At 58.8% G+C, this 24116-nt stretch carries 30 protein-coding genes; 24 read left to right on the top strand and 6 right to left on the bottom strand.

Annotation, left to right across the window (positions count from 1 at the left end; genetic code table 11):
• The first annotated feature begins 3 nt into the window (after nt 1-3).
• From SV7mr_RS14740 to SV7mr_RS14785, 10 genes are all read left to right on the top strand, one after another.
• Entirely contained in the window at nt 4-201 is a 198-nt protein-coding gene (locus SV7mr_RS14740; protein ID WP_145273604.1) for a hypothetical protein, read from the top strand.
• A gap of 63 nt (nt 202-264) precedes the next feature.
• Nucleotides 265-1764 carry a phage portal protein gene (locus SV7mr_RS14745; RefSeq protein WP_145273607.1) on the top strand — a complete coding sequence of 500 codons (1500 nt, stop codon included), beginning with the start codon at nt 265-267 and terminating at the stop codon, nt 1762-1764.
• Nucleotides 1730-3772 carry a phage major capsid protein gene (locus tag SV7mr_RS14750; protein ID WP_145273610.1) on the top strand — a complete coding sequence of 681 codons (2043 nt, stop codon included), beginning with the start codon at nt 1730-1732 and terminating at the stop codon, nt 3770-3772. The genes SV7mr_RS14745 and SV7mr_RS14750 overlap by 35 nt, the downstream gene beginning before the upstream one ends.
• A 49-nt stretch (nt 3773-3821) precedes the next feature.
• On the top strand, nt 3822-4151 hold the full coding sequence (locus SV7mr_RS14755) for a DUF2190 family protein (RefSeq protein WP_145273613.1): 330 nt from the start codon (nt 3822-3824) through the stop codon (nt 4149-4151).
• A gap of 9 nt (nt 4152-4160) precedes the next feature.
• The gene (locus tag SV7mr_RS14760; protein WP_145273616.1) at nt 4161-4511 is read left to right on the top strand and encodes a DUF2190 family protein; all 351 of its coding nucleotides are present in this window, start codon (nt 4161-4163) and stop codon (nt 4509-4511) included.
• A gap of 14 nt (nt 4512-4525) precedes the next feature.
• Nucleotides 4526-6109: a trypsin-like serine peptidase gene (locus SV7mr_RS14765; RefSeq protein ID WP_145273619.1), complete on the top strand. Its 1584-nt coding sequence runs from the start codon at nt 4526-4528 to the stop codon at nt 6107-6109.
• Entirely contained in the window at nt 6106-6486 is a 381-nt protein-coding gene (locus SV7mr_RS14770; RefSeq protein WP_145273622.1) for a hypothetical protein, read from the top strand. Before SV7mr_RS14765 ends, SV7mr_RS14770 begins: the two co-directional genes overlap by 4 nt.
• On the top strand, nt 6483-6935 hold the full coding sequence (locus SV7mr_RS14775) for a hypothetical protein (protein ID WP_145273624.1): 453 nt from the start codon (nt 6483-6485) through the stop codon (nt 6933-6935). The genes SV7mr_RS14770 and SV7mr_RS14775 overlap by 4 nt, the downstream gene beginning before the upstream one ends.
• The gene (locus tag SV7mr_RS14780; protein WP_145273627.1) at nt 6932-7489 is read left to right on the top strand and encodes a hypothetical protein; all 558 of its coding nucleotides are present in this window, start codon (nt 6932-6934) and stop codon (nt 7487-7489) included. The genes SV7mr_RS14775 and SV7mr_RS14780 overlap by 4 nt, the downstream gene beginning before the upstream one ends.
• 48 nt (nt 7490-7537) lie before the next feature.
• The gene (locus SV7mr_RS14785) at nt 7538-7951 is read left to right on the top strand and encodes a hypothetical protein (RefSeq protein WP_145273630.1); all 414 of its coding nucleotides are present in this window, start codon (nt 7538-7540) and stop codon (nt 7949-7951) included.
• Nucleotides 7952-7981: 30 nt separating this feature from the next.
• Here SV7mr_RS14785 and SV7mr_RS14790 read toward each other — a convergent pair whose 3' ends face one another.
• Nucleotides 7982-8302, bottom strand: a complete 321-nt coding sequence (locus SV7mr_RS14790) for a hypothetical protein (protein ID WP_145273632.1) — start codon at nt 8300-8302, stop codon at nt 7982-7984.
• Nucleotides 8303-8411: 109 nt separating this feature from the next.
• Between SV7mr_RS14790 and SV7mr_RS14795 the strand changes: the two genes are divergently transcribed.
• From SV7mr_RS14795 to SV7mr_RS14810, 4 genes are read left to right on the top strand one after another with little or no spacing between them, the layout of a single operon-like run.
• Nucleotides 8412-8912 carry a hypothetical protein gene (locus SV7mr_RS14795; protein WP_145273635.1) on the top strand — a complete coding sequence of 167 codons (501 nt, stop codon included), beginning with the start codon at nt 8412-8414 and terminating at the stop codon, nt 8910-8912.
• Nucleotides 8913-8932: 20 nt separating this feature from the next.
• Nucleotides 8933-9145 (top strand): hypothetical protein, encoded by a 213-nt coding sequence (locus SV7mr_RS14800; protein ID WP_145273638.1) that lies wholly within the window; start codon nt 8933-8935, stop codon nt 9143-9145.
• Between the two features lie 24 nt (nt 9146-9169).
• Nucleotides 9170-13096, top strand: coding sequence for a phage tail tape measure protein (locus SV7mr_RS14805; protein WP_145273640.1), 3927 nt, complete (start codon nt 9170-9172; stop codon nt 13094-13096).
• Nucleotides 13096-13887, top strand: coding sequence for a hypothetical protein (locus tag SV7mr_RS14810; protein ID WP_145273642.1), 792 nt, complete (start codon nt 13096-13098; stop codon nt 13885-13887). The genes SV7mr_RS14805 and SV7mr_RS14810 overlap by 1 nt, the downstream gene beginning before the upstream one ends.
• A 240-nt stretch (nt 13888-14127) precedes the next feature.
• On the opposite strand, the gene SV7mr_RS25440 is transcribed toward SV7mr_RS14810, so the two are convergent.
• The 4 genes from SV7mr_RS25440 to SV7mr_RS14825 all read right to left on the bottom strand — a co-directional run bounded on the left by SV7mr_RS25440 (nt 14128) and on the right by SV7mr_RS14825 (nt 15668).
• The gene (locus SV7mr_RS25440; RefSeq protein ID WP_419187411.1) at nt 14128-14295 is read right to left on the bottom strand and encodes a hypothetical protein; all 168 of its coding nucleotides are present in this window, start codon (nt 14293-14295) and stop codon (nt 14128-14130) included.
• Nucleotides 14296-14382: 87 nt separating this feature from the next.
• A complete protein-coding gene (locus tag SV7mr_RS14815) occupies nt 14383-14670 on the bottom strand; it encodes a hypothetical protein (RefSeq protein WP_145273645.1) in 288 nt (95 codons plus the stop codon).
• 212 nt (nt 14671-14882) lie between these two features.
• Nucleotides 14883-15395 (bottom strand): hypothetical protein, encoded by a 513-nt coding sequence (locus SV7mr_RS14820; RefSeq protein ID WP_145273647.1) that lies wholly within the window; start codon nt 15393-15395, stop codon nt 14883-14885.
• Between the two features lie 42 nt (nt 15396-15437).
• Nucleotides 15438-15668, bottom strand: coding sequence for a hypothetical protein (locus tag SV7mr_RS14825; protein ID WP_145273649.1), 231 nt, complete (start codon nt 15666-15668; stop codon nt 15438-15440).
• A gap of 64 nt (nt 15669-15732) precedes the next feature.
• Here SV7mr_RS14825 and SV7mr_RS14830 point away from each other — a divergent pair, with 64 nt between their 5' ends.
• On the top strand, nt 15733-16713 hold the full coding sequence (locus tag SV7mr_RS14830) for a hypothetical protein (RefSeq protein ID WP_145273652.1): 981 nt from the start codon (nt 15733-15735) through the stop codon (nt 16711-16713).
• 18 nt (nt 16714-16731) lie between these two features.
• On the opposite strand, the gene SV7mr_RS14835 is transcribed toward SV7mr_RS14830, so the two are convergent.
• Nucleotides 16732-17085 carry a VOC family protein gene (locus SV7mr_RS14835; RefSeq protein WP_145273655.1) on the bottom strand — a complete coding sequence of 118 codons (354 nt, stop codon included), beginning with the start codon at nt 17083-17085 and terminating at the stop codon, nt 16732-16734.
• 69 nt (nt 17086-17154) lie between these two features.
• Between SV7mr_RS14835 and SV7mr_RS14840 the strand changes: the two genes are divergently transcribed.
• From SV7mr_RS14840 to SV7mr_RS14880, 9 genes are read left to right on the top strand one after another with little or no spacing between them, the layout of a single operon-like run.
• On the top strand, nt 17155-17721 hold the full coding sequence (locus SV7mr_RS14840; protein WP_145273658.1) for a hypothetical protein: 567 nt from the start codon (nt 17155-17157) through the stop codon (nt 17719-17721).
• Nucleotides 17702-19078, top strand: coding sequence for a glycosyltransferase family 25 protein (locus SV7mr_RS14845; RefSeq protein ID WP_419187412.1), 1377 nt, complete (start codon nt 17702-17704; stop codon nt 19076-19078). Before SV7mr_RS14840 ends, SV7mr_RS14845 begins: the two co-directional genes overlap by 20 nt.
• The gene (locus tag SV7mr_RS14850) at nt 19075-19791 is read left to right on the top strand and encodes a hypothetical protein (RefSeq protein WP_145273660.1); all 717 of its coding nucleotides are present in this window, start codon (nt 19075-19077) and stop codon (nt 19789-19791) included. Before SV7mr_RS14845 ends, SV7mr_RS14850 begins: the two co-directional genes overlap by 4 nt.
• Nucleotides 19788-20234, top strand: a complete 447-nt coding sequence (locus tag SV7mr_RS14855) for a hypothetical protein (RefSeq protein WP_145273663.1) — start codon at nt 19788-19790, stop codon at nt 20232-20234. Before SV7mr_RS14850 ends, SV7mr_RS14855 begins: the two co-directional genes overlap by 4 nt.
• A 4-nt stretch (nt 20235-20238) precedes the next feature.
• Nucleotides 20239-20982, top strand: a complete 744-nt coding sequence (locus SV7mr_RS14860; RefSeq protein ID WP_145273665.1) for a glycosyltransferase family 2 protein — start codon at nt 20239-20241, stop codon at nt 20980-20982.
• The gene (locus SV7mr_RS14865) at nt 20975-21688 is read left to right on the top strand and encodes a glycosyltransferase family 2 protein (RefSeq protein ID WP_145273668.1); all 714 of its coding nucleotides are present in this window, start codon (nt 20975-20977) and stop codon (nt 21686-21688) included. The genes SV7mr_RS14860 and SV7mr_RS14865 overlap by 8 nt, the downstream gene beginning before the upstream one ends.
• Entirely contained in the window at nt 21685-22716 is a 1032-nt protein-coding gene (locus tag SV7mr_RS14870; protein ID WP_419187413.1) for a hypothetical protein, read from the top strand. The genes SV7mr_RS14865 and SV7mr_RS14870 overlap by 4 nt, the downstream gene beginning before the upstream one ends.
• Nucleotides 22685-23500, top strand: a complete 816-nt coding sequence (locus SV7mr_RS14875; protein ID WP_419187414.1) for a radical SAM family protein — start codon at nt 22685-22687, stop codon at nt 23498-23500. Before SV7mr_RS14870 ends, SV7mr_RS14875 begins: the two co-directional genes overlap by 32 nt.
• A complete protein-coding gene (locus tag SV7mr_RS14880) occupies nt 23497-23982 on the top strand; it encodes a hypothetical protein (protein ID WP_145273676.1) in 486 nt (161 codons plus the stop codon). Before SV7mr_RS14875 ends, SV7mr_RS14880 begins: the two co-directional genes overlap by 4 nt.
• Nucleotides 23983-24116: the final 134 nt, after the last annotated feature.

Genomic DNA, 24116 nt, shown 5'->3' on the forward strand with positions numbered 1-24116 from the left:
CTGATGCCAGACAACCTCGAAGACGAAATTCGCGAGAACGCATCTGGCCCAGCCAAGGCGTCCGGCGATGCCGGTTCGGTTGAGCAGCACAAGCTGACCGATCAAATCGCGGCTGACAAACATCTCGCCGGCAAGAAGGCCGTTGCCAAACCGCATCGCGGACTTCGCTTCAACAAGATCGTGCCGCCGTCGGCTGGCTGATCTTTCTTTCAAATCAATATCACGACCACAGGGCTGCCGGGGACGGCAACAGGAACAGCACGGATGCTGAAACGTTTGTCAGGGATAATCGAGCAATTGCGCGGGCGGAGTCACCTTCCTCCGAACGCCTCTGGACGCTCGCCCCGGCAGCCCTTTTTCTCACGTTTGCGAGCGAAGTACGACGCGGCGAACACGACGCTCGACAACATGAAGCACTGGTCGCGAGCCGATGGGCTTTCGGCCTCGTCCGCGAACAGTCCCGAGGTTCGTCGAACGCTTCGCAACCGATCGCGTTACGAAGTCGCCAACAACAGTTACGCACGCGGCATCACGCTGACGCTGGCGAACGACGTGGTCGGAACCGGTCCGCGTTTGCAAATGCTGACTGCGGATGACGCCGCGAACCGTTTTGTCGAAGCGGAATTTTTCGCTTGGTGCGAAGCGATCGGTTTAGCGGAAAAGCTGCGAACGATGCGGCTTGCACGCGTTTCCGATGGTGAATCGTTCGGTTTGCTGACTAGCAACGAGCGACTCGATACGCCGGTCAATCTCGATCTACGTTTGATCGAAGCCGACCAAGTCGCGTCACCGACGCTTGCGAACGATTCCGCACGCTACATCGACGGTATCCGCTTCGACGCCGACGGCAACCCGATCAGCTATGACGTGCTTCGCCATCACCCTGGCGATGACTTCTTCGCGTACGAGGAAGAATACAACACCGTGCCGGCCGCCGCGGTGCTGCACTACTTCCGCTGCGATCGACCAGGACAGACCCGCGGCATCCCGGACATCACGCCGGCGTTGCCGTTGTTCGCACAACTTCGCCGGTTCACGCTCGCAGTCCTTGCCGCCGCTGAAACCGCCGCCGAGTTCGCTGGCATCCTTTACACGGACGCGCCGGCAAATGGCGAAGCCGACTCTGCCGAACCGTTCGAGCCAATCGAACTCGAAAAGCGAATGCTTCTCACCATGCCCGGTGGCTGGAAGATGGCTCAGATGAAGAGCGAGCAACCGGCAACCACTTACGCCGAGTTCAAGAAAGAAATCCTCAACGAAATCGCTCGTTGTTTGAACATGCCCTTCAATGTCGCCGCTGGCAATTCGTCGGGATACAACTATGCCAGTGGCCGTTTAGACCATCAAACCTACTTCAAGTCGATCCGCGTTGAGCAAACTCAACTTGCTCGCGTTGTCCTGGATCGAATCCTGACCGCTTGGCTCCGCGAAGCCATTCTCATCGAGGGCTATCTGCCCAATTCGCTTCGCACGCTCGACAGCACCTTCGAGCATCAATGGTTCTGGGACGGGCATGAACATGTCGATCCCGCCAAAGAAGCCAACGCCCAAAAGATCCGTCTCGCCAGTCATACGACAACTCTGGCCATCGAATTCGCGCGGCAGGGGCGTGACTGGGAGACGGAACTTAAACAACGTGCGAAAGAACTCGCACTGATGCGTGACCTCGGTCTGACGATCGAGTCCGACGAATCTGATTCACAACCCGAAACCGAGGTCACGGAAGACAATGCCGAAGAGTCTCAAAGCCAACAGCCCAATTGAAGCCGAAGCCGAATCGGTCCCCAGTTCGCTGCGTATCGTCTGCGATGACGCCGCGACGATCCAATTGGCCGCCGCCGAAGTTCCGATCGAAGGCGAAGACAAACCCGCGCTTCGCAAATTCAGCATGACCGCCTACACCGGCGGCGCGATGCGATTGGGAGGTTGGCCTTACCCAGTCGTCGTTGACCTCGCCGGCATGCGGGTGACTCGCAAGTCACGCCCGATCCTCAAAGACCACGATCGCGGCAGCATCGTCGGGCACACCGACGATATCACGATCAACGACAAGTCACTCGTTGTCGCCGGTGTCATCTCGGGCGTCGGAACAACCGCTCAAGAAGTCATCGCCACCAGCGAGAACGGATTCCCGTGGCAAGCGTCGCTCGGTGCCAGTGCCGACAAGGTCGTCTTTATCCCCGAAGGCAAGACCGCACAAGCCAACGGTCGCGAACAAAAAGGCCCGGTCTACATCGCCCGCAAGTCAACACTCGGCGAAGTCTCCTTCGTCGCTCTTGGTGCCGACGACAACACGGAAGCCCGAGTGGCCGCCGGCAACTACGCCGACGTCGAAGACCCCGGCGACGAAACCGACGACACCGAACCTGAAACCACCGACGACCTCGAACCCGTCAACGCAAGTTTGAACATGAGCACGAAACCCAAAACCGAAACGAAACCCGCCGAGAAGTCGCCGGTTGAGGAAATGCGTGCTCAAGCCGCGGCCGAATCCCGACGCATCGCCGGCATTCGCAAGCTGTGTGCCGAAAACCATCCCGACATCGAAGCCGACGCGATCGAGCAAGGCTGGTCCACCACCAAGACGGAACTCGCCGTGCTGCGAAGCGAACGCCCCAAGGCTCCCGAGCAAACTCAAAACCAACCGCGTCACTCGCGTGAAGTTCTCGAAGCCGCCGCGTGTCTCTCGGTCGGCATCGAAGAAAAGGTTCTTCTGGCCAGCTACGGCGAGAAGACACTTAACGCCGCCGACCCATTCCGCCACATCGGCTTGCGAGAACTCGTCGCCGAATGTGCCCGCAGCGAAGGCATCGACGTTCCGCGAGTGTTCGGCGACGGAACGGCAACGATCCGCGCCGGTTTCAGTTCCATGAGTTTGCCCAGCATCATGGAAAACGTCATGAACAAGACATTGCTAGCGGCTTACCAGAACACACCGATCGCCGCGTTCGATCTGTGCAGCGTTGGCACCGTCACCGACTTCAAAGAAGTGGCCCGCTACCGCTTGCTGGGTACCGGCGGCTTTGAGCAAGTCGCACCCGACGGCGAATTGAAGCACGGAAAACTGTCGGAACAGAAATACAGCAACAAAGCCGACACTTACGGTCAGATCCTGACGCTGACCCGTCACGACATCATCAATGATGATTTGTCCGCGTTCATGGACATCCCACGTCAGATGGGACGATCCGGTGCGGAGTCGATCGACGATCTGTTCTTCACTCTGTTGCTCAAGAACGCCGGTTTCTTCTCATCGTCGAACGCCAACTTGCTGCAAGGTGCCGACACCAAGTTCGGCCCCGACGCGCTGACCGTCGCTAAGACCACCTTCCGTAAACAGAAGGCTGGCCCTGGCGGCAAACCCAAGGACCAAAAGCCGATCAACATTCGGCCCGAGTACTTGGTCGTGCCGGTGGAACTAGAAACCGAAGCCGAACTGCTCATGGGCAGTTCGCAGTTGATGATCGACGCTCAGGGATCGCCCACCAAGATCCCCGTCGATAACCCGCACCGCAACAAGTACCGCATCATTTCGACGCCGCACCTGTCGGATTCTTACTACCCCGGCGCGAGCGCCGCTGCTTGGTACCTGTTCGCCAATCCGAACGTGCTGCCGGCATTCGAGATTGTGTTCCTCAACGGCCGTCGCACGCCGATCATCGAACGGGTCGAGATGCCGCCGAACACGCTCGGCATGGGCTTCCGGTCTTACATCGACTTCGGTGTGAACAGCCAAGACCACCGCGCCGCCGTGAAAGTCGCCGGCGAGTGATCGCGGGCTGACCTTTGACCTTCTTCCTCAACCGTAAACACCGAGACCCATGCAAGCTCAATACATCCACGACGGCAAACAAGTCGACTTCACACCCGACGTTGACGTGCCCGTCGGATCACTCGTCATTCAAGGCGACCTGGTCGGCATTACCAAACGCGATCTCAAAGCCGACACGCTCGGTTCGATCGCAGTCGAGGGCGTGTTCGACATGCCCAAAGATCCCGCCGACGCAGAAACCTACACCGCCGGACAGAAGGTCTACGCGACCAATGACGGCATCGTCACCGAAGTCCCCGACGGATCGGTGTTCCTCGGCAAGGTCGTCGACGATGCCGAGCCAACCGACAACGTCGTCCGCGTTCGCCTGAGCCAGTGATGAACCGCCGTGAGCAATCCCATCATCGCACCCATCGGGGCGACGTTCGTCCACGAGGGCGTGGCGATCCCGATTGTTACCGAAGCTGAAATTCCCGCTGGCAACGTTGTCGTGCTCGGCAAACTGGTCGGCGTTGCCAAGTATGGCATCTGTCCGAACTCACGCGGCAGCATCACGGTCGCAGGCGTCTTCAACCTCGTCAAAGACCCTACGACCAACATCCCCGCCGGCACCATTCTTTACTGGTCCAAGATCAGTCACCACGTCATCAAGAACGCCTACCAACACTCGATGATCGGCATCGCCGTCGAAGACGCACCGCCGAGCACGCTGCGAGTGATGGTGCGACTCAAACAATAAGGACGCATCCCGTCATGGACGAAAAACTGCAATCGCTCTTTCAATCGCGACGCTTCTGGGTGGCAGCCGGTGGTGTTGTTCTCGTGTTTTTGCTGCCGTTCGAGGTCAAACTATTGGTCACACTTCTCCTTGCCGCCTGGATCATCGGTGATTCGATCCGATCGACGAAGGCAATCTTGCTTGCGTTGACGCTTGCTGTTGCCGCACCAGGCTTCGCGATCGCCGGCGACTTACACGACACCTGCCGCGAAGCCACCGTGCGAATCCGCAACGGCAACTCGATGGGCAGTGGCACGCTGTTCCGCGAAAGCGAAGAGCATCTTTATATTCTCACCAATGCCCACGTCGCTGGGACAGGCCTCGGCAATCGTGTCGAGGTTGAGTTCTGGAAAGCAGGTCACCAATCGCGACCGATCGAAGCCGAAACGGTCGCGGTTGCCTACATCCCGCGAGCGTACCGCGACATCGCAGTCGTCCGCATCGACCGCCGAGCACTCGGCAACTACCGCCCGCCGGTGATCCCGCTTGCCGGATCGCAAGACTCGTTCAACTACCAGAACATCTTCTCGGTCGGTTGCCCCAGCGGACGATGGCCAACCGCCTTTGAAGGTTTCGCCCTCCGTCGACAAGCCAACGGAGGCGACACGATTCACTTCGTGCCGATGCCAGCCGGTGGACGATCGGGCAGTGCGATCTTCGACGTCAATAGTGGCGAAGCACAAATCATCGGCTTGATCGCTTGGCGAAGCACTGACAGTGGCGGTCACGGTCTCGATGGCCGTGGTGAGACGCACGGTTATGGCATCGCGATGACGCATCAAGAAGTCTGGGCAGGCTTGAGTGGCAAGCAAACCACATCGTCGGTCTTGCTCGTCCCGCCACCAAACGCAGTGCCACTCGGAACCAAGGTCGAACCTGAACCCGATGCAAAGCAAGATACCAAACCCGAAGTCGTCGACGGCGAAGAGAACCAAGGCGAATCCGACGAGGTCATCCTCAAATACTCCGACCCCTTCGCGATTGAACGCGACGTCGAATCCATCCGAGCCCAACGCTTGCCAAGCGGCATCCCAGCCACCGGTTCCGATCGCGACATCATGTTGCTTTACCAGGACTCTGTCACCGAAGGGCCACAATCCAGCCCACCCGCGCTCGCGTACCAAGGAAGCTGTTGCCAAAACTGCGGCTGCTATCTCACGACCGCCGGAAATTGTCCCAACGGCCAATGCCCGTTGCCGCAACGCCAGCAACAGCAACCTCAGCAATACGGCCAAGACCAAGGCGGTGGCGGCCTATTCCCCAGTCTGCCACGCAATCGCGAACAAGGTGATCTGAACAACCGCTTGCTTCCACGCCCCGGCGAACGCTTGCGAGAACTCTGGCCGCTTCCCTCTGTGAAAGAAATCGTGCTCTGGTCCATCATCGGTTTCTTCGTCATCTACTTCATCGGTCAGTTCTTCAAAGCAAGGCTCAAACGCTTCATCGGTGATCTGGCCACGAACCTCGCGAACACCGACGTCGAAGACGAACCGCCGGCACCAAAGCCGCGAGCCAAACCAGCGGCAACACGGACCCGCAAACGCACCGCCGCCAAATGAGCGACATGCTGCACAAGGGTCAGTCTTGGCTCGCCGCCAAGCTGACCCGGTTCGCCTCGCGGATGGTCACCTACCAACGCGATGAAGTTTCCGTCGACTTGCCCGCCACGATCGGCAAGTCCGAATACGAACAAGACGACGGCGAAGGCGTCATCACCCGCGCCCAAGTCCGCGACTTCCTGATCAACACCAATGACCTGCTCGGCAGCGTCATCGGAACCTGGCCCCGCCGTGGCGATCGCATCCTCGAAACCGACGGCGAAACCACGTTCGTCTACGAGTTGATGTCGATCGGCAACGAACCGCCGTGGCGATACAGCGATCCCTTTCGAGTCAAACTCCGCATCCATACCAAACTGGTCGAAACCATCACATGACTGCCACCGCCGCCACGCCCGCCACCGTCATCCAAATCGCCGACAGCGTCGTGGCCGAGATCAACGCCGCCGACCTATCGAAGAAGAACATCAACGCGGCTCGCTTGTACGTCCCCGACTTCGACCTCGAGGACATGAAGGAACTGCGAGTCACCGTGGTGCCCCGCGAGGTCGAATACCTCCCGCTCGATCGAGCCACCAACAAGTACCACGCGACCATCGACGTCGCGGTGCAAAAGAAGTTCAGCAAGGGCGACGCCAAAGAGATCGACCCGCTGGTGTTCTTCGTCGAAGAGATCGCCGACTACTTCCGGCTCAAACGACTCAACTCCTACGTCGCGGCCCGCTGCATCAAGGTCGAAAACGCAGTCCTATACTCCACAGAGCATTGGACGCAGTTCAATCAGTTCACGAGTCTGCTGACGCTCACGTTTGAACTCGCCAAATGATCCACATTCGGACGCGGGTTCGCTTCAACGCCAACCGCGTCAAGAAGAAGGCTGACCAAGCGTCCTTCAATTCGCTCGGTCACGCCGGTGGTGCGATTCGCAAGACCGCGTACCGCTCGATCCGCAAACGCAAGAATCCGTCGCGGCCCGGCACCGCCCCCAGTTCGCCCACCGGCCGACTGCGACGATCGTTCCGCTACGAAGTCGATCGAAGCACTCCCGGCGTCGTCATCGGCCCCGTCAACGAGATCGCTGGCCAACTCTGGAACCTCCACGAGTTCGGTGGCGTTGCCAACAAACGTCGCAAGCTCAAGCGGCATCGCTTCCGAGTCGGCCAGCACGGCCCAATACGACTGATCCGGCCCGGCAAGTTCGCTCGCATCGAACTGCGAACCGCCGCCCAGGCTAATCGAGCACGCCGATTGATTGAAGAAGAGAACGAACGACGGGGTGGGAGCAAACCAAGGCGATACCCCAAACGCCCGTTCATGAAGCCGGCCCTCGACACGCACCGAGCCCAACTCCCGAAATTCTGGCGGGACTCCGTCAAGTAAACCCCTGCCTTCAAGTAGATCCCAGTCCACGGATGGAAACGAAACCCTATGTCCGCTGAAGTTAAACTCGGTCTTGACGCCGTCCTGACCATCGACGGTGCCGAGATCAAAAACGTCAAAGACCTGACGGTTAGTCTCGAAAAGGCCGAAGCCGACGCATCCACCCGCGACAACAACGGCTGGCGAGCCACCGTCGGCACGCTCAAAGACGCGTCCATCGAGTTCACGGTTCTCAACAAGAACGGCGACACCTCGTTCGGAATGCTGCAAGGCTTGTGGGCATCCGGCACGCCAACCGACGTTGGTATCTCCGACGCCGGCGGATCGCTGACGCTGACGTGCGAAGTGATGAACTTCAACGTCAATCAGAACCTCGAAGAAGTCGTCTCGGCTGATGTCACGCTCAAGCCAACGCAATCATCGTCTGGTGGTGGGATGAATGTCGGCGGTGGCGGACCTTGATGAATGTGCTGGGAGACAAACACCATTTTATCAAGCAGACGCGTCGCCATCGAATTCACCATCGCGAATGCGTTGTAAGAGTGTGAACAAGCCTTGTCGGTTCGTTGCACCATCTTCGGCTCCAAGCCATTTGTCATCATATCGCTGTAGGTCCGCGTCGATGTTCTCGGGGATTTTCCAAGAGCCAGCCCCACGAAGCATTGCTCCAATATTGTGAAGCGAATCAAGGTAATCGTGTACCTCAGCCATTGTGACTGAGTCTGCGTAACGTATCCGCATTCTTAGGACGATGATCGCCTGCTCGAGCAAGAGCGTGTACTGATACCGAAGCTCATCTGACAGCGGCTCCATGTTTATTGTTCCGAAAGCGTTTCAACGTAATCCAGCAGCTACGACGAGTGTACTCAGCTCCGTCATTTTAACTCAGAACCCTTCACCGTAATCAAAGAACATAAGTCCCATGCAAAAGTTCGTTGACCGCCACGGTCGCGTTTGGATCGTTGACATCGACAACACCACGCTTCGCCGAGTCAAAACCCTCACCGGTGTTCGCTTGCTTGACGCGGTCGATGGTGATTTGATCCCACAGATGACGCAGGACTTCCTGTTGCTCGGTGAAGTCCTGTTCGCAGTCTGCAAGCCGCAAGCCGACAAGGACACCGTCGATCAAGAAGTGTTCGAGTCTGGATTGTCGGGCAATTGCCTGACCGAAGCTCGCAACGCACTCGTCGAAGCGTTGTTGGATTTCCTCCCGGAGGACCAACGCCGTCTGCTGAGCAAAGCGGTGACGCATCAACGCGAGGTGACGGCACGCGGGATGGAGATGCTGCATCGCAAGCTGGACGATCCGACCCTGGCGGACAAGATGGTGGCGGAACTGGAAGCGAACCTGGAGGTGCCCGGCTTGAACGCGAAATCTGTCACCTCGCCGGCATCCTCGGCGTCGACCCCGGACCGTTAACGCTGCGGCAGATGGTCTGGATGATCGACGCCAAGCGTAAACACGATTGGCAACTCGCCAGCACGCTCGTGTGGATCACCGCCGAAGTCAATCGCGATCGCAAACGCCGCCGCAAACCATTCAAACCCGACGATTTCAATCCCTGCGTCACGACACGGACCGTGCCCGCAAAGGCGAGTGTCGAACAAGTCGCCTCGCTTCTCGGTGCCAAGTTCACCAAAGCTAATCGCTAACAGCTAAAGGCTAACCGCTTCCCCATGTCCCAAGTCCGTGCCGGAGCCGCTTTCGTCGAATTGACGCTGAAGAACTCAGCGTTGGTTAAGGGCCTGCGTTCGGCACAGAAACAATTGTCCTCGTTCGCATCATCGACGTCGATGATGGGTGCAAAGCTGACCGGCCTGGGTGTTGCGATGGCCGCGCCGCTCGGCGATGGCATTCGCAAGTTCGCTGAGTACGACGATGCGATCCGCCAAGTCGGTGCAATCACCGGAGCGACCGGTGCCGCGTTCGATCGTTTGAACGCCAAAGCCAAGCAACTCGGAGCGACCACCAGTTTCTCCGCCGTCGAAGTCGCCAACCTGATGACCGAACTTGGGCGTGCCGGTTTCGACTCCAAACAGATTGAGGACATGACCGGCAGCGTCATGAACCTGGCCCGCGCGACCGGCACCGATGCAACGCTCGCATCGGGCATCTTCGCAGCCGCAATTCGTCAATTCAACATGGAAGCCGGTGATGCCTCGCGAGTCGCCGACGGACTGACCGCCGCGGCCAACAAGAGCTTCAATAGCGTTGAGTCGCTCGGCGAAGCGTTGAAATACGCTGGGCCAGTCGCAGCCGACGCCAACATGAGCCTCGAAGAAACGCTCGCGATCCTTGGGACGCTCGGTAACGTCGGCATCCAAGGCTCATCGGCCGGTAACGCACTGAAACGATTGCTGACATTGTCGGCCGCCGAGTCCGAGAAGTTTCAAAAGGTATTCGGTGTCGCGACCAAAGACGCGGCCGGCAACGCTCGACCGCTGGTCGTTGTGTTGGGCGAAGTCGCTCAGGCTACCAAAGACCTAGGATCATCCGACCGCGCCGCCAAGTTCAACGAAGTCTTCGGGATGCTCGGCATCACCGCAGCATCCGCAATCGGTAAAACGGTCACGGACACTCGCGAGTTGCTCGGTGAACTGGAAGGTGCCGGCGGCATCGCGAAGAAGACAGCCGACAAAATGGAATCCGGTCTCGGCGGAGCGTTCCGAGTTCTCGCCAGTTCCTTTGAAGCGGTTCGCATCGCGATCGGAGAAGCCCTCGAAAAGCCAATCCAACGTTTGACGGAAAACCTCTCGTTCGCTGCATCCGCGATCACCGATTGGATCGGCGAAAACAAACGTGCCGTCCAAGTCGCCGCGTTGGTCGCAGCGAGCGTCGTCGCCGCCGGTGCCGCGTTGCTGACGATCGGGTCGGCCGCCGCAGCGGCATCCGTTGCCGTTGGCGGGTTGCTCGGCATCTTCTCCGCGATTGGCAATGTGATTGGCATGGCGGGAACAGCCGTCGCCGCACTGCTATCCCCCATCGGCTTAGTCGTCGCCGGTGTCGCGGGACTTGGCATCTATCTTGCCAAGACATCTGGCCTGCTCGCCCGAGTGTCCGCGTTCTTCAAAACCGCATTCGCTCAAATCGCGGTCGATTCGCAAGCCGCCTTCAAAGCCATCGCGGCATCGCTTGCATCGGGTGACATCACCGGCGCGGCCAAAGTCATGTGGGCCTACCTGCGTGGCTTATGGAAACAAGGCGTCGCGGCGCTCGCTGACGCTTGGGATCAACTGTCATCGAGCCTCGATGGTTTCGCCGGCGGATTATTGTCGGCGGTCGGCAGCTTGCTTCGCAGCACATTGGCGTGGGCGAGCGAAAACCGCACCGCGATCCTAACCGCCGTCGCCGGTTTCGCCGCGATGAAGGTCGCTGCCACCGGTGTCGGTGCCGCGATGCTCGCACTCAAAGGCATCACGATCGGATTGTCCGTCGCCTCGAAAACGCTCGCGGCAACTTGGGCAGTGTTGAAAGCCGTTGGCACAGGCATCAAAGCGGTTTTCATCGGTTTGGCCGCGGTCAAGAAGATCAACATCGCACTTGCCGGTGTCTATGCCGCGGTCACCGCCGGTCTGTCAGGTGCGTTCGGCTTGCTGACCGGCGCGATCAGTGCCGCGGCCGGTGCGATGGCTTTGTTGTTCTCGCCACTGGGTTTGGTTGTCGCCGGCGTCGTCGCTCTCGGTGCCTACTTCCTTTACACGTCGGGAGCCATCGGCAGTTCGATCGACTTCCTCAAAGGAGCGTTCCAAAACCTGAAGGCCCACACGCTGGCCGCATTCGGTGCAATCGCCAACGCCCTGCGAGCCGGCGACATCAACGCGGCCGTTGATGTGCTGTGGTCCTACATCAAACTGCAATGGACCAAGGGCACGACCTGGCTGTCGGGCATGTGGTCACGCTTCACCGCTTACCTGTCCGACGCTTGGGGCGACGCAGTCTACAAACTGGCCGATCAACTCATGCAAGGTTTCGGCGGCTTGCGAGCGATCTGGAACAGCACGGTCGCCTATCTCGCCGACGGTTGGACAATCCTCACGTCCGCCGTCCAGAAAGGTTGGAACAACACAGTCGGGTTTCTGAAGAAAGGTTTCCTGAAACTTCACGAACTGGTCGACATCGCCGGCGACGTTGCGATCCAAATCGGCGGCGTGCTGGTCAACGCTCTGGCCGGCGTCGAAGGAGCCTGGGTGGAAACGATCGACTACCTCGCGGATTCCTGGGCGGTGTTCGTCGGCGAAGTCCGCAAGATGTGGAACAGCACGGTCGGGTTCCTCCGCAAGGCCTGGGTGAAGTTGAAATCACTCTTCGACGACGACATCAACGTCGAAGCCGAAGTGCGGCGAATCGACAACGAAACCAACGCCAACAACGCGGAAGAACAACGCAAACGCCAAACCGCGATCGCCGGCCGCGCCGAACGTCGCCGCAAACGCAAGTCCGAGATCGAAGCCAACCGCAAGGCGATGCAGGAAGACCTGCAACGTCAACTCGACCAACGCAAGAAGTCCCGCGAAGGCCAAGACCTCGACGCCGACCTCGCCGCGATCGACGCTGAAACCGACCAGCAAAACAACGCTGTCGACGCCGAGCGCGATCGTCAGTTCGATGCCAACGCGAAAGCCAACGAGCAACGCACCGCTGACACCGAGGAGTTCACGGCCGGCGTCCGCGACACACTCGACGAAATGCGACGTCAAGCGAAAGCCGACGCTGCCGCCAAACGAGCGGAACGGTCGCTCGCGGAAGCCGATCGTCAAACCAAAGTTGCCGAGGCCGAAGCAGACTTCCAAGCTGCCGTCGACAAAGCCAACGCACTGAAACCTGAAGGTGACGAGCAAGCGACAGACACCGAAACCACATCGCCAAAGATCTCCGACGACCTGGCCGCGGCCATCGCCGAAGCCAAAGCGTCACTCGAAGCCGCTCAGACCGACGCGGCACTAACTGGTGAAGATGCCGCCGGCAATGAGCGTCTCGACAAACTCAAGGCCGGCATCGCGGCGATGGAAGCCAAGGCCACCGCGATCACCGATCAAGCTGGCAACGAAGGCAAACTCAAACTGCCGCCCGCAGAACTCGATGACGATTCAGTCGCGTTGGAACTCGATCGCGACGCCCAAGCCTCGATCGACAATTTTGCAGGCACCGATGTTGGCGAACAATCCAGCGAATCCGTCACTGGCAAGTTCGATTCACGCGGACTGAACATCGGCAGCGGTGCCCGCAAGCTGGAACCGATCGGTCTTGATGCTCCCGCTGAGAAGTTGAAACCTGAACCGCTCGACGAAGAACCTGAAGTCATCGTCGCACCGAAGCTGGCCATCGACGATCAACCCGACGATGCGATTGCTCAGCAAAAACCTGGTGCTGAAGCCATCGCTGACTCAGGCCTGCAGCAAATCAACGATCGCCTCGTCGCCATCGGTCAACACTTGATGAAGTCCAACGAACTCCTCGCTGGTGGATCCGGCAACCTTAGCGAATCCGGCGAACGATCTGGCCTGGGCCTTAGCGAAGACGTTCAACGAGCGATCGTCGAGACCGCCAACAACACTCGCAAGCTCGCCGAACGATCCACCGGCGGCGGGCTGGTGTTCAGCTGATGAGCTTTTCATACGGAGGCTACAACTTCGACGTTGCTGCGTTGTCGGAGAAAGCGTCACGTGGCAAAACGAACTCTGACTTCACCGCCTACGTCGCAACCAACGGTGGAAACGTCAGTCCGCCGGCCGCCGCGAGTGCCGCCCGCTCGTACTACGAAGACAACTTCCCCGACCTGATTCCGTTCCTGCAAGTCGATTCGGAATTCATCAACGCCAAGCACGCGTTGGTTAGCGTCACGCTCAACGAAACCAAGCTCGATCCGGTCTCCTTCAACACCACCGGAGCGACCACACACATCAACCAGAGTTTGCTGACGCGAGGTATCTACGCCGCGCCCGGTAAGTCCGCCCCGGACTACCGCGGCGCGATCGGCGTGAGTGATTCGGGTGTCTCCGGCGTCGACGTCACGGTGCCGGCGTTCGAGTTCTCGGTCCGCAGAAAGTTTGAGTTCGTTTCGACCTCGTATCTATTGGCCGTCGTCTCCATGACAGGCCGAACAAACTTCGCAGCATGGTCGATCTTCGGTCCGGGCGAAGCGTTGTTCCTCGGTGGCGAAGGAGGCGAGGACGACAACAACTGGGTCGACATCACCTACCACTTCGCCGCTCGCCCCAATCAGCCCGCATTGCAACTCGGCAACATTGGCAGCGTCAGCAAACGAGGGTGGGATTACTTGTGGGTGAAGCATGATGAAGAGGTCGTCGGCGACCGAGTCTTACAAACGCCGGCGGCGGCCTATGTCGAACAGGTTTATCCCGATGGAAATTTCGCAGCTCTAGGACTTTCGTAGGTGGCAAGACGTGTTCGACCCGGCGACAGTCTCAACATCACCGCGGTCGAATACAACCGGCTGCTGGCGGCGGCCGAGGCGTCACATCGCAACCGTCTGCCCGGCGGCGGTGGTCCGCGAACGCACCTGCGAAACGCATCGACGGTTCGCGTTCACAACACGTCGGGTGCCGTCGTTCCGATCGGCGGCATCGCTGGTTTCGATTCGCCCATCACGGATCCCGAAGCCGGCCCAGTTGAACTAGCCCGCTTCGTCCGTGACGCGACCATCGAAACGGTTCGCCCAACCGAAGACGAACACACGGGCCGAATCGGCGTCGCGATTGAACCAATCCGCGATGGTGAAGTCGGCCGAGTCGTCTTTGACGGAGTCGTCGCGGCCCAAGTCGATGTCACCAAAACGTGGCATCGCTTCGCCGACGTCGCGGAATCCGGTGGCGACATATTGCAGTCGAAGCCCGACGGATCAGCCCAAGTCCTGTGGCGTAAAGATCCGTCAAAGATTGGCCGGCAATGGGCCGTCGTTCGTGTCGGCCGGCCTGCCGATCCGGTTTACCTCGTCAAAGTCCCGTCCGGCGGAATCGCGGCTCGGCTTGGGATGCGAACCGGCAGCGCCGATTGCGACCTGTTCGAGTTGGACAGAGACGGCGAGATTAAGCCCGTAGACGATCCCGCCGGTGGCGTGGTCCGCATCACCGCTCGCAATCATTCGGCTCAGCGAATCCGCGGTCCGATCGAAGGCAGCGGCGAAGACCAATATCTCGTCGTCAACTTTGATGGTCACCGGTCTTGGGTCATCGACCCGCCCAAGCAAACGCTTCTTTGCAAACCAACCAAACGGCTCAAGGCTAAATCATGGGGCACCGCGCGTGAGTTGCGTTTCGACGGAGCACGTTGGCGACCGCTCGGCGTCCGCGTCTCGGTTTACAACGTCTGCGACTACGCGCTGCTGGCGTCGCAACAAATCATCTGCCACTTCCACGAGGACACCGGCAGCTATGTGACGATTGGATGCCGGTGTTGCGACGGCAGCAGCTCATCCAGCTCATCATCTTCGTCAAGCAGTTCGCATTCGAGCGTCTCGTCTTCATCAAGCTCATCGTCTTCCTCATCGAGCAAACCATCTTCATCGTCCTCGAGCAGCCCGTCATCGAGTAGCAGCAGCTCATCACCGAGCAACAGTTCATCGAGCATCTCGTCGATCAGCAGTTCGAGTTCGAGCCTCTCGTCGTCCAGTTCCAGCAGCACGCCCTCGAGTTCATCGTCATCATCACCAAGCTCAAGCTCATCGTCGCCCAGTTCTTCGTCACCCTCGAGCAGCTCGCACCCAAGCTCGTCTTCCATCCCATCCTCGAGCAGCTCGTCTACTTCGCCCTCGTCGTCTTCTAGCAGCCAGTCATCATCACCGAGTTCATCCTCGGTCAGCGATTCATCGTCGAGCAAGTCATCAAGCGTTTCGGATTCTTCATCCAGCAAATCCTCCAGCGTCTCGGATTCATCCAGCAGCACGCCGTCCGAATCATCCTCGTCTGCGCCACCAAGTTCCAGTTCCTATTCAACGGTCACGGATTCATCGAGCAGCAGTTCATCCAGCGATAGCGGTTCATCAAGCGAAAGCGAATCCTCCAGCACCAGCGCGGATTCATCCAGCACACCATCGTCCAGTGGCAGCGATTCGGGTTCCTCGTCAGCTTCAGAATCAACATCGGGTTCCGCCTCCAGCGATTCCGAATCAACCAGCGACCATTCAGGATCGTCGTATGTGTCGCACTCGGTCGTCACAAACTCCAGTAGTTCATCGTCCGCGAGCGACTCGTCCGGCGGCAGTTCGGAGTCGTCGCAATCAGTGTCGGAGTCGGCATCGAGTAGGTCGGCCAGCGATTCATCTGATTCCGTTTCGGATTCAAGCGAATCCGAAAGTGATTCTCAAAGTGCATCCGAGAGCGAAAGCGACAGCAATTCACATTCGACAGCGTCCGATGACTCGCTGTCGACAAGTGACAACAGCGACTCCGGATCGCCCGACTCTGTTTCATCAACGTCTGTATCGGAATCCGAGTCTGGCTCCGAATCAACGTCGACATCTGAATCCATCAGTGAATCGGCTAGCGAGTCCGATAGCGAGTCCGATAGCGAGACATCGGTCGATGACAGTTCCGACTCGAGAAGCAATCAAAGCGGATCGCCGCCTTGGGAGAGCGGATCCGAAAGTGGTTCAGGTTCGCACGCGAGCGCTTCAACATCCGCGAGCGTTTCAGATGGATCAGAGTCCGACAGTGATGATTCGGGGTCAAATGGTTCGGCATCAGACGGCTCAGGGTCGGACGCATCCGTCAGCGAAGCTTCCAACGATTCAGGATCGGACACCAGCGAAGAGTCGGACGAAGATTCCGGCGGTGGCGACAGCGATTCATCCGGCGACAGCGGCAGCGACGAATCTGAAGACTCCGCGTCCGAAGTCAGCAACGCGTCCGACGACGATTCCGAAGATGATTCTGGCGACACGTCTGACGGTGAATCTGGTGGTGGAAGCGGCTCGGGCAGCAATAACGAGTCAACCGACGAAAGCGTCGATGACTCGGGAGGCGAAGACTCCGGAGGTGATTCGGGCGACGATGATTCAGGCGGGGACGACTCTGAAGGCGAAGACTCGGGCGGTGATGAATCCGATGGCGAAGAGAGTAGTGACGGGTCCAGCGACGCTTGCGAAAGCACCTGGATCTGGTCGTGCGGCTGGGAATTGCAAGGCAGCGACTGTGAGGACGCCGGCGATCCTCCGTCCAGCAGCGGTTCCTATGACGGCGAAGTGGTCACCGTTTCTGCCTAGCCCTGATTGCACCCGGCACTAGACAAACGTGCCGACATGCCAAAGTACGCCGGACGGATCGTGAATGAAATACTCGCGGCCCCAATCTTCTGTCCGGATCCCGCTGACGCGAACACCTTTGAATTGAGAAGGAAGGTTCAAACCCATTGTGTCCGCGTGATGTTTGTCCAAGTCATCGACTTCCAGGAATAACATCGTGTTGTCGACCCAATCTTTCACGTAAGCATCCTGCAAGTAGAAAGCCAACCCGCCTGGTATCTGGAACAACGATATGTCCGGTGAGATGACAACCTCCTCAAATCCCATGGCCGAATAGAAGGATTTTGACACTGCGAAGTCAGCGCAGCCAACGAATGGTCTCAGAGTCTTCATAGTCAATCATCTTGGTGCTTGTTGCTCGTACGGTTGTGAGTGTATCCGTTCTTCGGAATCCGTGTTGTCATGATCCACTGCCCGCATCTCACTCCCGACAACCAATGCGAAGTTTCCGCCGGGATGGCGGGATGCAAGGTTCGGACATCGCCCGCCGCCTGCAACGCTTGCCAAAACGAAACAAATCCACGAGCGATCAACGTCGTCACAATCGGCATGGCACTGGTCAACAAGCGAAGGCGTAAAGGCGACGTCGGCGAACTGTCTGCGATGCTCGCCAACTACATGCCCGACCGCGACGAGTTGCCGGCGACGCTGAAGATCGCGGACTATCGGCCTGGCCCCGGAAACGAACTCAAAAAGATGCTGGCGTGGTTCGCCAAGCCGAGCGAAACGTGCAACTGTGAAACTCGCGTCGACACGATGAATGATTGGGGCGTCGAAGGGTGCCTTCGCAACGTCGACACAATCACGGAATGGTTACTCGAAGAAGCCCAGCTAAGAGGCATGCCCCATGGAAGGTTCACCCGCGTCATCGCGAAATCACTTGTCAACACAGCGATCCGAAAGTTCCAACGCAAGTTCCCCGACGGAGCACCCGAGCCGGATGACGACGATGATCGCTACCGACAGTAAGATCGTCGAACGTTGCTTCCTGATGAACCTGGATCGTCGCTGCGATCGCTTGCGAGATTGGATGAAGCAACTGCCGCAGCCTTGGCCATTCCCGCAACCCGAACGCTTCGCCGCCGTCGACGGTCGTCACATCGCAACGCCTCCGCAATGGCGAGCAGGCAACGGCGCGTGGGGCTGCTACCGTTCGCATTGCCTCATTCTGGAAAAGTGTTTGCTCGAGGGCATCGACTCGTACGTCGTGTTCGAGGACGACGCTGGCTTCGCTGAAGATTTCCAAGATCGTCTGCAAGAGTACGTCAACGAACTTCCCGCCGACTGGGGACTCGCCTATCTCGGTGGCCAGCATCTTTACGCCGGCAAGCATCCGCCGCACAAAGTCAGCGAGCGAGTCTATCGACCGTACAACGTGAACCGGACGCACGCGTTCATGGTTCGCGGGCGCGACAACATGAAAGCGTTGTACCGTCACCTTCACTGGAATGATTGGCACACCAAACACCACATCGACCACCACCTCGGTCGCCTGGCCCAACGTCGCTACCAAGCGTTGGTGCAAGGCAAGAACGTCGACAAAGAATCCATCGCCGTTTACACACCCGACCGCTGGCTCGTCGGCCAACTACCAACAAAATCGAACATCTGCGGTCGCAAGTGGAGTCAAACGCGGTTCTTTAACGACGCCAAGAACGCCGATCACTCCGACGCTCCGTTCTTCGCGGTCCTTGGACCACACCGCGCCGGTACGTCCTGCGTCGCGATGGTGATGCACCATCTCGGTGCCCACATGGGCAACCAGCTCGGTGGCTACGAAACGACCGGCGGAGGCGAAGCCGTCGGACTCGCTCAACTCTGCGAGAAAGCGATGCGTTTCCCCGCCGTCGATCCCACGATGTCCGATGCTCAACTCACCCAGCAACTCAAGTCTTGGATCGTCACCCGCAAAGCCGAAGCCAACCGAGACAAAACCGTCGCCGGAGCCAAGTACCCGCACCTGTGTCGCTTCGTTGAGCATTTGCACGCTGGCCTCGGTGACTCCCTGCGAATCGTCAGCGTCGAACGAGACATCGAAGCCTCGATCCGTAGCTTGCAATCACGCAGCGAAAAGCACCGTGGGCAATGGTTCGCTGCGACAGACGAACAGTGCGAAACGCTGCAGCGAAGTCTTCTCCAGCATCGCGACGACTTCATCAAGTCACACCCCGACGTTCCCGTCTTCCGAATCGAGTTCGCCGAGTTGGTGACGTACCCCGAAGAAGTTATCAAAAACCTGATCGAGTTCCTCGGCATCGAACCAACCGAAGAAGAGATCGCGTCCGCCATCGACCACGTTAATCCGGAACTACGCAAGCACGGATGAACGAGCACCCAAGGCCAACCGAAGACCTCGGCGTGATGTACATCGCAATCGGCGGCAAGTCTCTGTGGCAACTTCGCCGCTCGATTGCATCTCTTCGCCACCATTGCCCCAACGTCCCAGTCGCGTTGTTCACTAACCAACCGGCCGAAGCCTGCCCGATGGTCGAGTACCGTTTCGAGGTGTCAGCCACTGGCGGCTATCACGTCAAGCCACGGTTCATTCCTTGGCTGCCGTTTGATCGAACCGTCTATCTCGACGCCGACACCGTGGTGCTCAGCCCATCTGCGATCGAGCCCGCTGGCTTGTTGACCGACCGGTTCGGCTACGAGGCAATCTACGTTCATGGCGTTTCACGTCGCTGTGACAAAGTCCGCATCTGCGGCGTGCCGTCCATGAACTCCGGCGTCGTGATGCTGAAGAAGTGCCGGCGTGTTCTCGATGCTCTCGCTCATTGGCGGCGGTACTACCAAGGCGGCAACGATGAAATCTTGCTGACCAAAGCATTGCTTCACCACGCTGTGCCATCTTTTGTTTTGCCAGCCGAATGGAACTGTCGGGATCGTTCCCAGGTCCGCCACTACTCAACCATTCGCATCACGCACCATCGCCAGGTTCTGCGGTTGGTCCAGCCCGATGGATCGGTGCCGGATGAGTTACTCAAACGTTGGTGGGAAACCGGCGTCGCCGAAAATCATGGAGATGTTGTTCGATGATCAGTTCCGACGTTCGCGGAGTGCTTGGTCGCATTCGAGCACGATACCTGTTGTTTGGAACGTTCGCGCTCCAAGTCCATGGCTTCAGCTTCGGTAGTCCGGACACGGATCTATGGCTCGATCCGTCCTTGGGTAACGAGGGTTGGAAAGACACGGTGCGCGAGATTGCCGGCCCGCACGAGATTTTGTTCCGCGATCATCCCGAAGCCGATCCGCCCTGCCAGTCCGCTCGGATTCATTGCACGCCGCACATGGACATCATCAGCCGGCCGAGCGGGCACACCGACGCGGACTTTGAACCGCTTTATTGGCTCTCGACACAGTCCCGTTACGGACGCTTGCCACCGGTAAAAGTGTTGCTGCGAAGCAAGCTGCACGCGGGCCGACCGAAAGACTACCGACACGTCATGCGGGTCGGTCGGCAAATCCTCAACATTTGGTGAAGCTGTGGTCCAACTCTCCGAAATCACATTTTGCATCAAGACGATCCATCGTCCGTGGTCATGCCACCGGCTGGTCGAGTCACTGTGCAAACACATCGCCGATCCCAAGATCATCGTGGTCGACGACGGGCATCCCGATCGTCGCTTTCTGCCCGCGTACCCGGAGACCGCCGCAAAGTGCCAAGTCATCCAGTTGGCCCGCGTCGATGTTGGCGTTGGAGTTGGACGAAACATCGCCGTGGACGCGGTGAGAACCGAGCACATGTTCTTGCTGGACGATGACCACGTCATCACCGAGAATTTTAACCTTGATCGACTTTGCGATCGCTTCAATCCAAATGAAACCGACATCCTCGGCGTCCGCCAAGGTAGTGGTGGCCGGCCGACGATGTTGTCCAGGCTGATGAATGGTCAAAGGATTTGGATTCATCGCGGCGAGACCCGACGCAACGGTTACGTCGCTTGGTGCGACATGTCATCCAATGCGTTCCTCGCTCGCACCGAAACGATCCAAACCTTGCGGTGGGACGAAGAAATCAAAACGTTTGAGCACTGGGAGTTCTTCTATCGTGCCAAGCTCGATGAATTGAAAGTCGCCGTCGCCGGCGATTGCTTTGTCAAACACGCCCACGTCGAATCCGAAGACTACCGGCGGCTCCGCAAACGAGCCAAATACCGTTCGATGGGGCTTCGCAAACACGGCTTCCATTCAATGCGCTATCCCGGCGGAGGTATCGTTCGTGCGTGATCAAGTCACCTTCTGCATCAAGACGATCCATCGACCGCAGTGTTGCGCAGCATTGGTCCGCAGCATCCATCGGCGCTATGGCGAGGATCGACCGTTGATCCACGTGCTCGACGATGGAAAGCCCGAATTGCGGTTCTCGACGAACTGTCCTGGTGAAGCGGCGATGGTCGATCGGCTGATCGAGACCGACTACGACATTGGCCTGTCGGCTGGCCGAAACCAATTGCTAGACGCCGGCGATACGCCAATCGTGGTGTTCACCGACGACGATCATTTGGTGACGGTGGAAACACGGTTGCCGGAACTGGTCCGCAAGCTAAATCGGCATCACGACGTCGACTTGCTGGCGGCACTGAGCAACCAACAAGAACGTCCCAAGATGATGAGCGTCGCGAACAAGACGCTTCGCATCCCGCACGGCAACTACAAACGACGCGGCTCGATTCGATGGTGCCACTACGTCGGCAATTGCTTCGTCGCCTACCGCGACATCCTTCAAGCGATCGGCTGGGACGAGTCGCTCAAGGTCGAAGAACATTGGGACTTCTTTTGGCGATGCAAACTCGCCGGTGTGAATGTCGCATGCGACATCGACCACTCCTTCAAGCATGAACACGTTGATCCGCCGGGCTACGTGCGCCGGCGGCCGGAGTTCCTCAAAGCCAGCCTTCGCAAACACGGATTGGAAAGAGTCGTATGGAAATGAACACGCCAACCAAAGTCATCGCGGTCCTCGATTTGCCGCCACGGCGGGCACCGAAGAATGTCCGAGCGAGCTACGAAGCCGCGGCAGAACGTTGGGGTGCAGAACTGTTGTGGATCGACCGCAACTTGCATCCGGTTCATCCGTTCTGGCAGAAGATGTTTGTCTGCAAGCATGTGCGGCGGATGTTTGGTGACGCCCATGTGCTGCAGCTCGATAACGACATGCTGATCCGATCCGATTGCCCGTCGCCGTTCGAGTTGGTCGGACCCAAGCAATTCGGTTTGGTGGCGGAGCGTCAGTGTGCGTTGAACCGAATCGACGACGGCGGCTGGCAACGACGAGCCCACGAGATTTGGGCAACGCGATGTGGTCTGCAGCCCGCGTTTACTTGGTTGCATCCCAACGGTGGTTTGTACCTGTACGAAACCGCGATGTACGAGCCAATGTTCGATCGCATCATTCGGCATCTGATTCCGTCTTGGGGCGCGAGCGACCAGGCGACCGACGAATCGTTGATCAGTAATCAATTGTTCAACGATCACGCCGGCTACATCAATTTCCTACCCGGCGATTTCAACATCAGCGTCCAGCAGAATCCCGAGTGGGCTGCCAATCCGGTGATGCAGTCGTACATCTACCACTTTATTGGCAAGAGCAAGCCGTACATGAAGGCGTGCCGATGGCGACGCTTCGACCCGCCGGAGTTACCGTTCCCCGGCGACGCCAAAGCGAAAGCCTTGATCCGCGACTGGGGCAAGCAACCGCCGGGCGAACATGACATCGGTCCGATCTTCACTCCCCGCCACGCCGCCAACCTGCTGGCTGTTTATCCAGACCTGATCGTGACTGGCGATTGGTCGCATGAATCGTTTCGTCTCGACCCGCGATTACTTTCCCATGCCGAAACCGCATCGTCGCATCTCGTGTTGACCCGTTTCTTGCTCCGCCTAGGCGTGAACGCTCGCCGCTTCCGACTACGCATCACGGAGGATGCCGATGGATCGACGCTTCAACCTGCCGGCACTTGAGTACCACGTCGCGCACGGTTGCAACCTCTCATGCCAACAGTGCAGCCATTACAGCGACCATCACCTCGCCGGTTCGCTGCCAACCGTCGAACAAGCCGACGCGGACTATTCCAACTGGTCGCATCGCCTGAAGCCACGAAGGTTCGCATTACTCGGCGGCGAGCCGTTGTTGAATCCGCAAGTCGTCCAGCACATCCAACTCGCGAGACAGCATTGGTCCGACAGCAACCTGATGCTCGTCACCAATGGATTCTTCCTGCATCGGTTCCCCGAGTTGCCAGCGGTGCTTGTTGACACGAACTGCCGGCTCGAAGTCAGCCAGCACGGAACGCACGACGAATACGATCGACGCTTTCTGGAAGTGAAACAACTCGTCTGGCGATGGCGTGACAAACACGCGGGCATCCAAATCAAGATTCGCCAATCGCACCGCGGTTGGATGCGGCAATACAGCGTCGAGAACGGCAAGCCGATGCCGTTCGATTCCAAGCCGGACGCCGCATTCAAAGTCTGCATGCAGAAGACCTGCACGCAGCTCATTGATGGTTGTCTCGCAAAATGTCCCGCGTTGGCCTACTTCGCCAAGCTCCAAGCCAAGCTGCGACTGCAAGACGTCCCGCAGTGGCAACTATTCCGCGACTACCAAGCCTGCCGGCCCGACTGCACCGACGAAGAACTGCAAACGTTCCTCGCCACCAAGTCCATCCCGCAGTGCGGCCTTTGCCCCAGCAAACGCACCGCGTTCGTCCACCCTGATCCTTTGAAACGGAGTTCACCGCAATGAGCACGCCAGGCCCGTACCGACCACCCATGCCGCCTTACCCGTTCGTCCCGCCATTCGATCCGCCCGATAGCGAACCACCGTATGCACCGGAGCCACCGGTCATTGGCATCCCGCTACCGATCCCGCCGGACCCACCGCCGCCAGTCTGGCCTGACGATTACCCGCCCGGCACGCCCGATCCCGGCCCACGTCCCGACTGGTGGCCCGACGACTACGACTGGCCGCCGCGTCCCGAGACCCCTACCGTGATCGAGTGCTACCCACCGATCCACACGTGGCCGCGACTACCACCCGACCATCCCTACCACGTCCCCGAAGGCTACTCCGCCCCCGACCATCTGCCGCCCGGCCATCCAGGCGAAGCCTACCCCGCCATGCCCGACTACCCCGTCGTCCACCCCGGCGACTGGGGCGAAGACTGGCCCAGCTACCCCGGCATCCTCGACGACTGGCCGCCAACCTACGAAGACGACGAAGAGTAGTCGCCACAAACAACTGACATCACGCCACGGCTGCATTGGACAATCCAATGCAGCCGTTTTTTCGTGTTTTGTTTCGTGCTTCACTTTCAGTCATTTGATTGTTAGTTGTTCGGCACGTCACTTGCCTATCCTAC

This window comes from Stieleria bergensis (assembly GCA_007745635.1).
Taxonomy (GTDB): Bacteria; Planctomycetota; Planctomycetia; order Pirellulales; family Pirellulaceae; genus Stieleria; species Stieleria bergensis.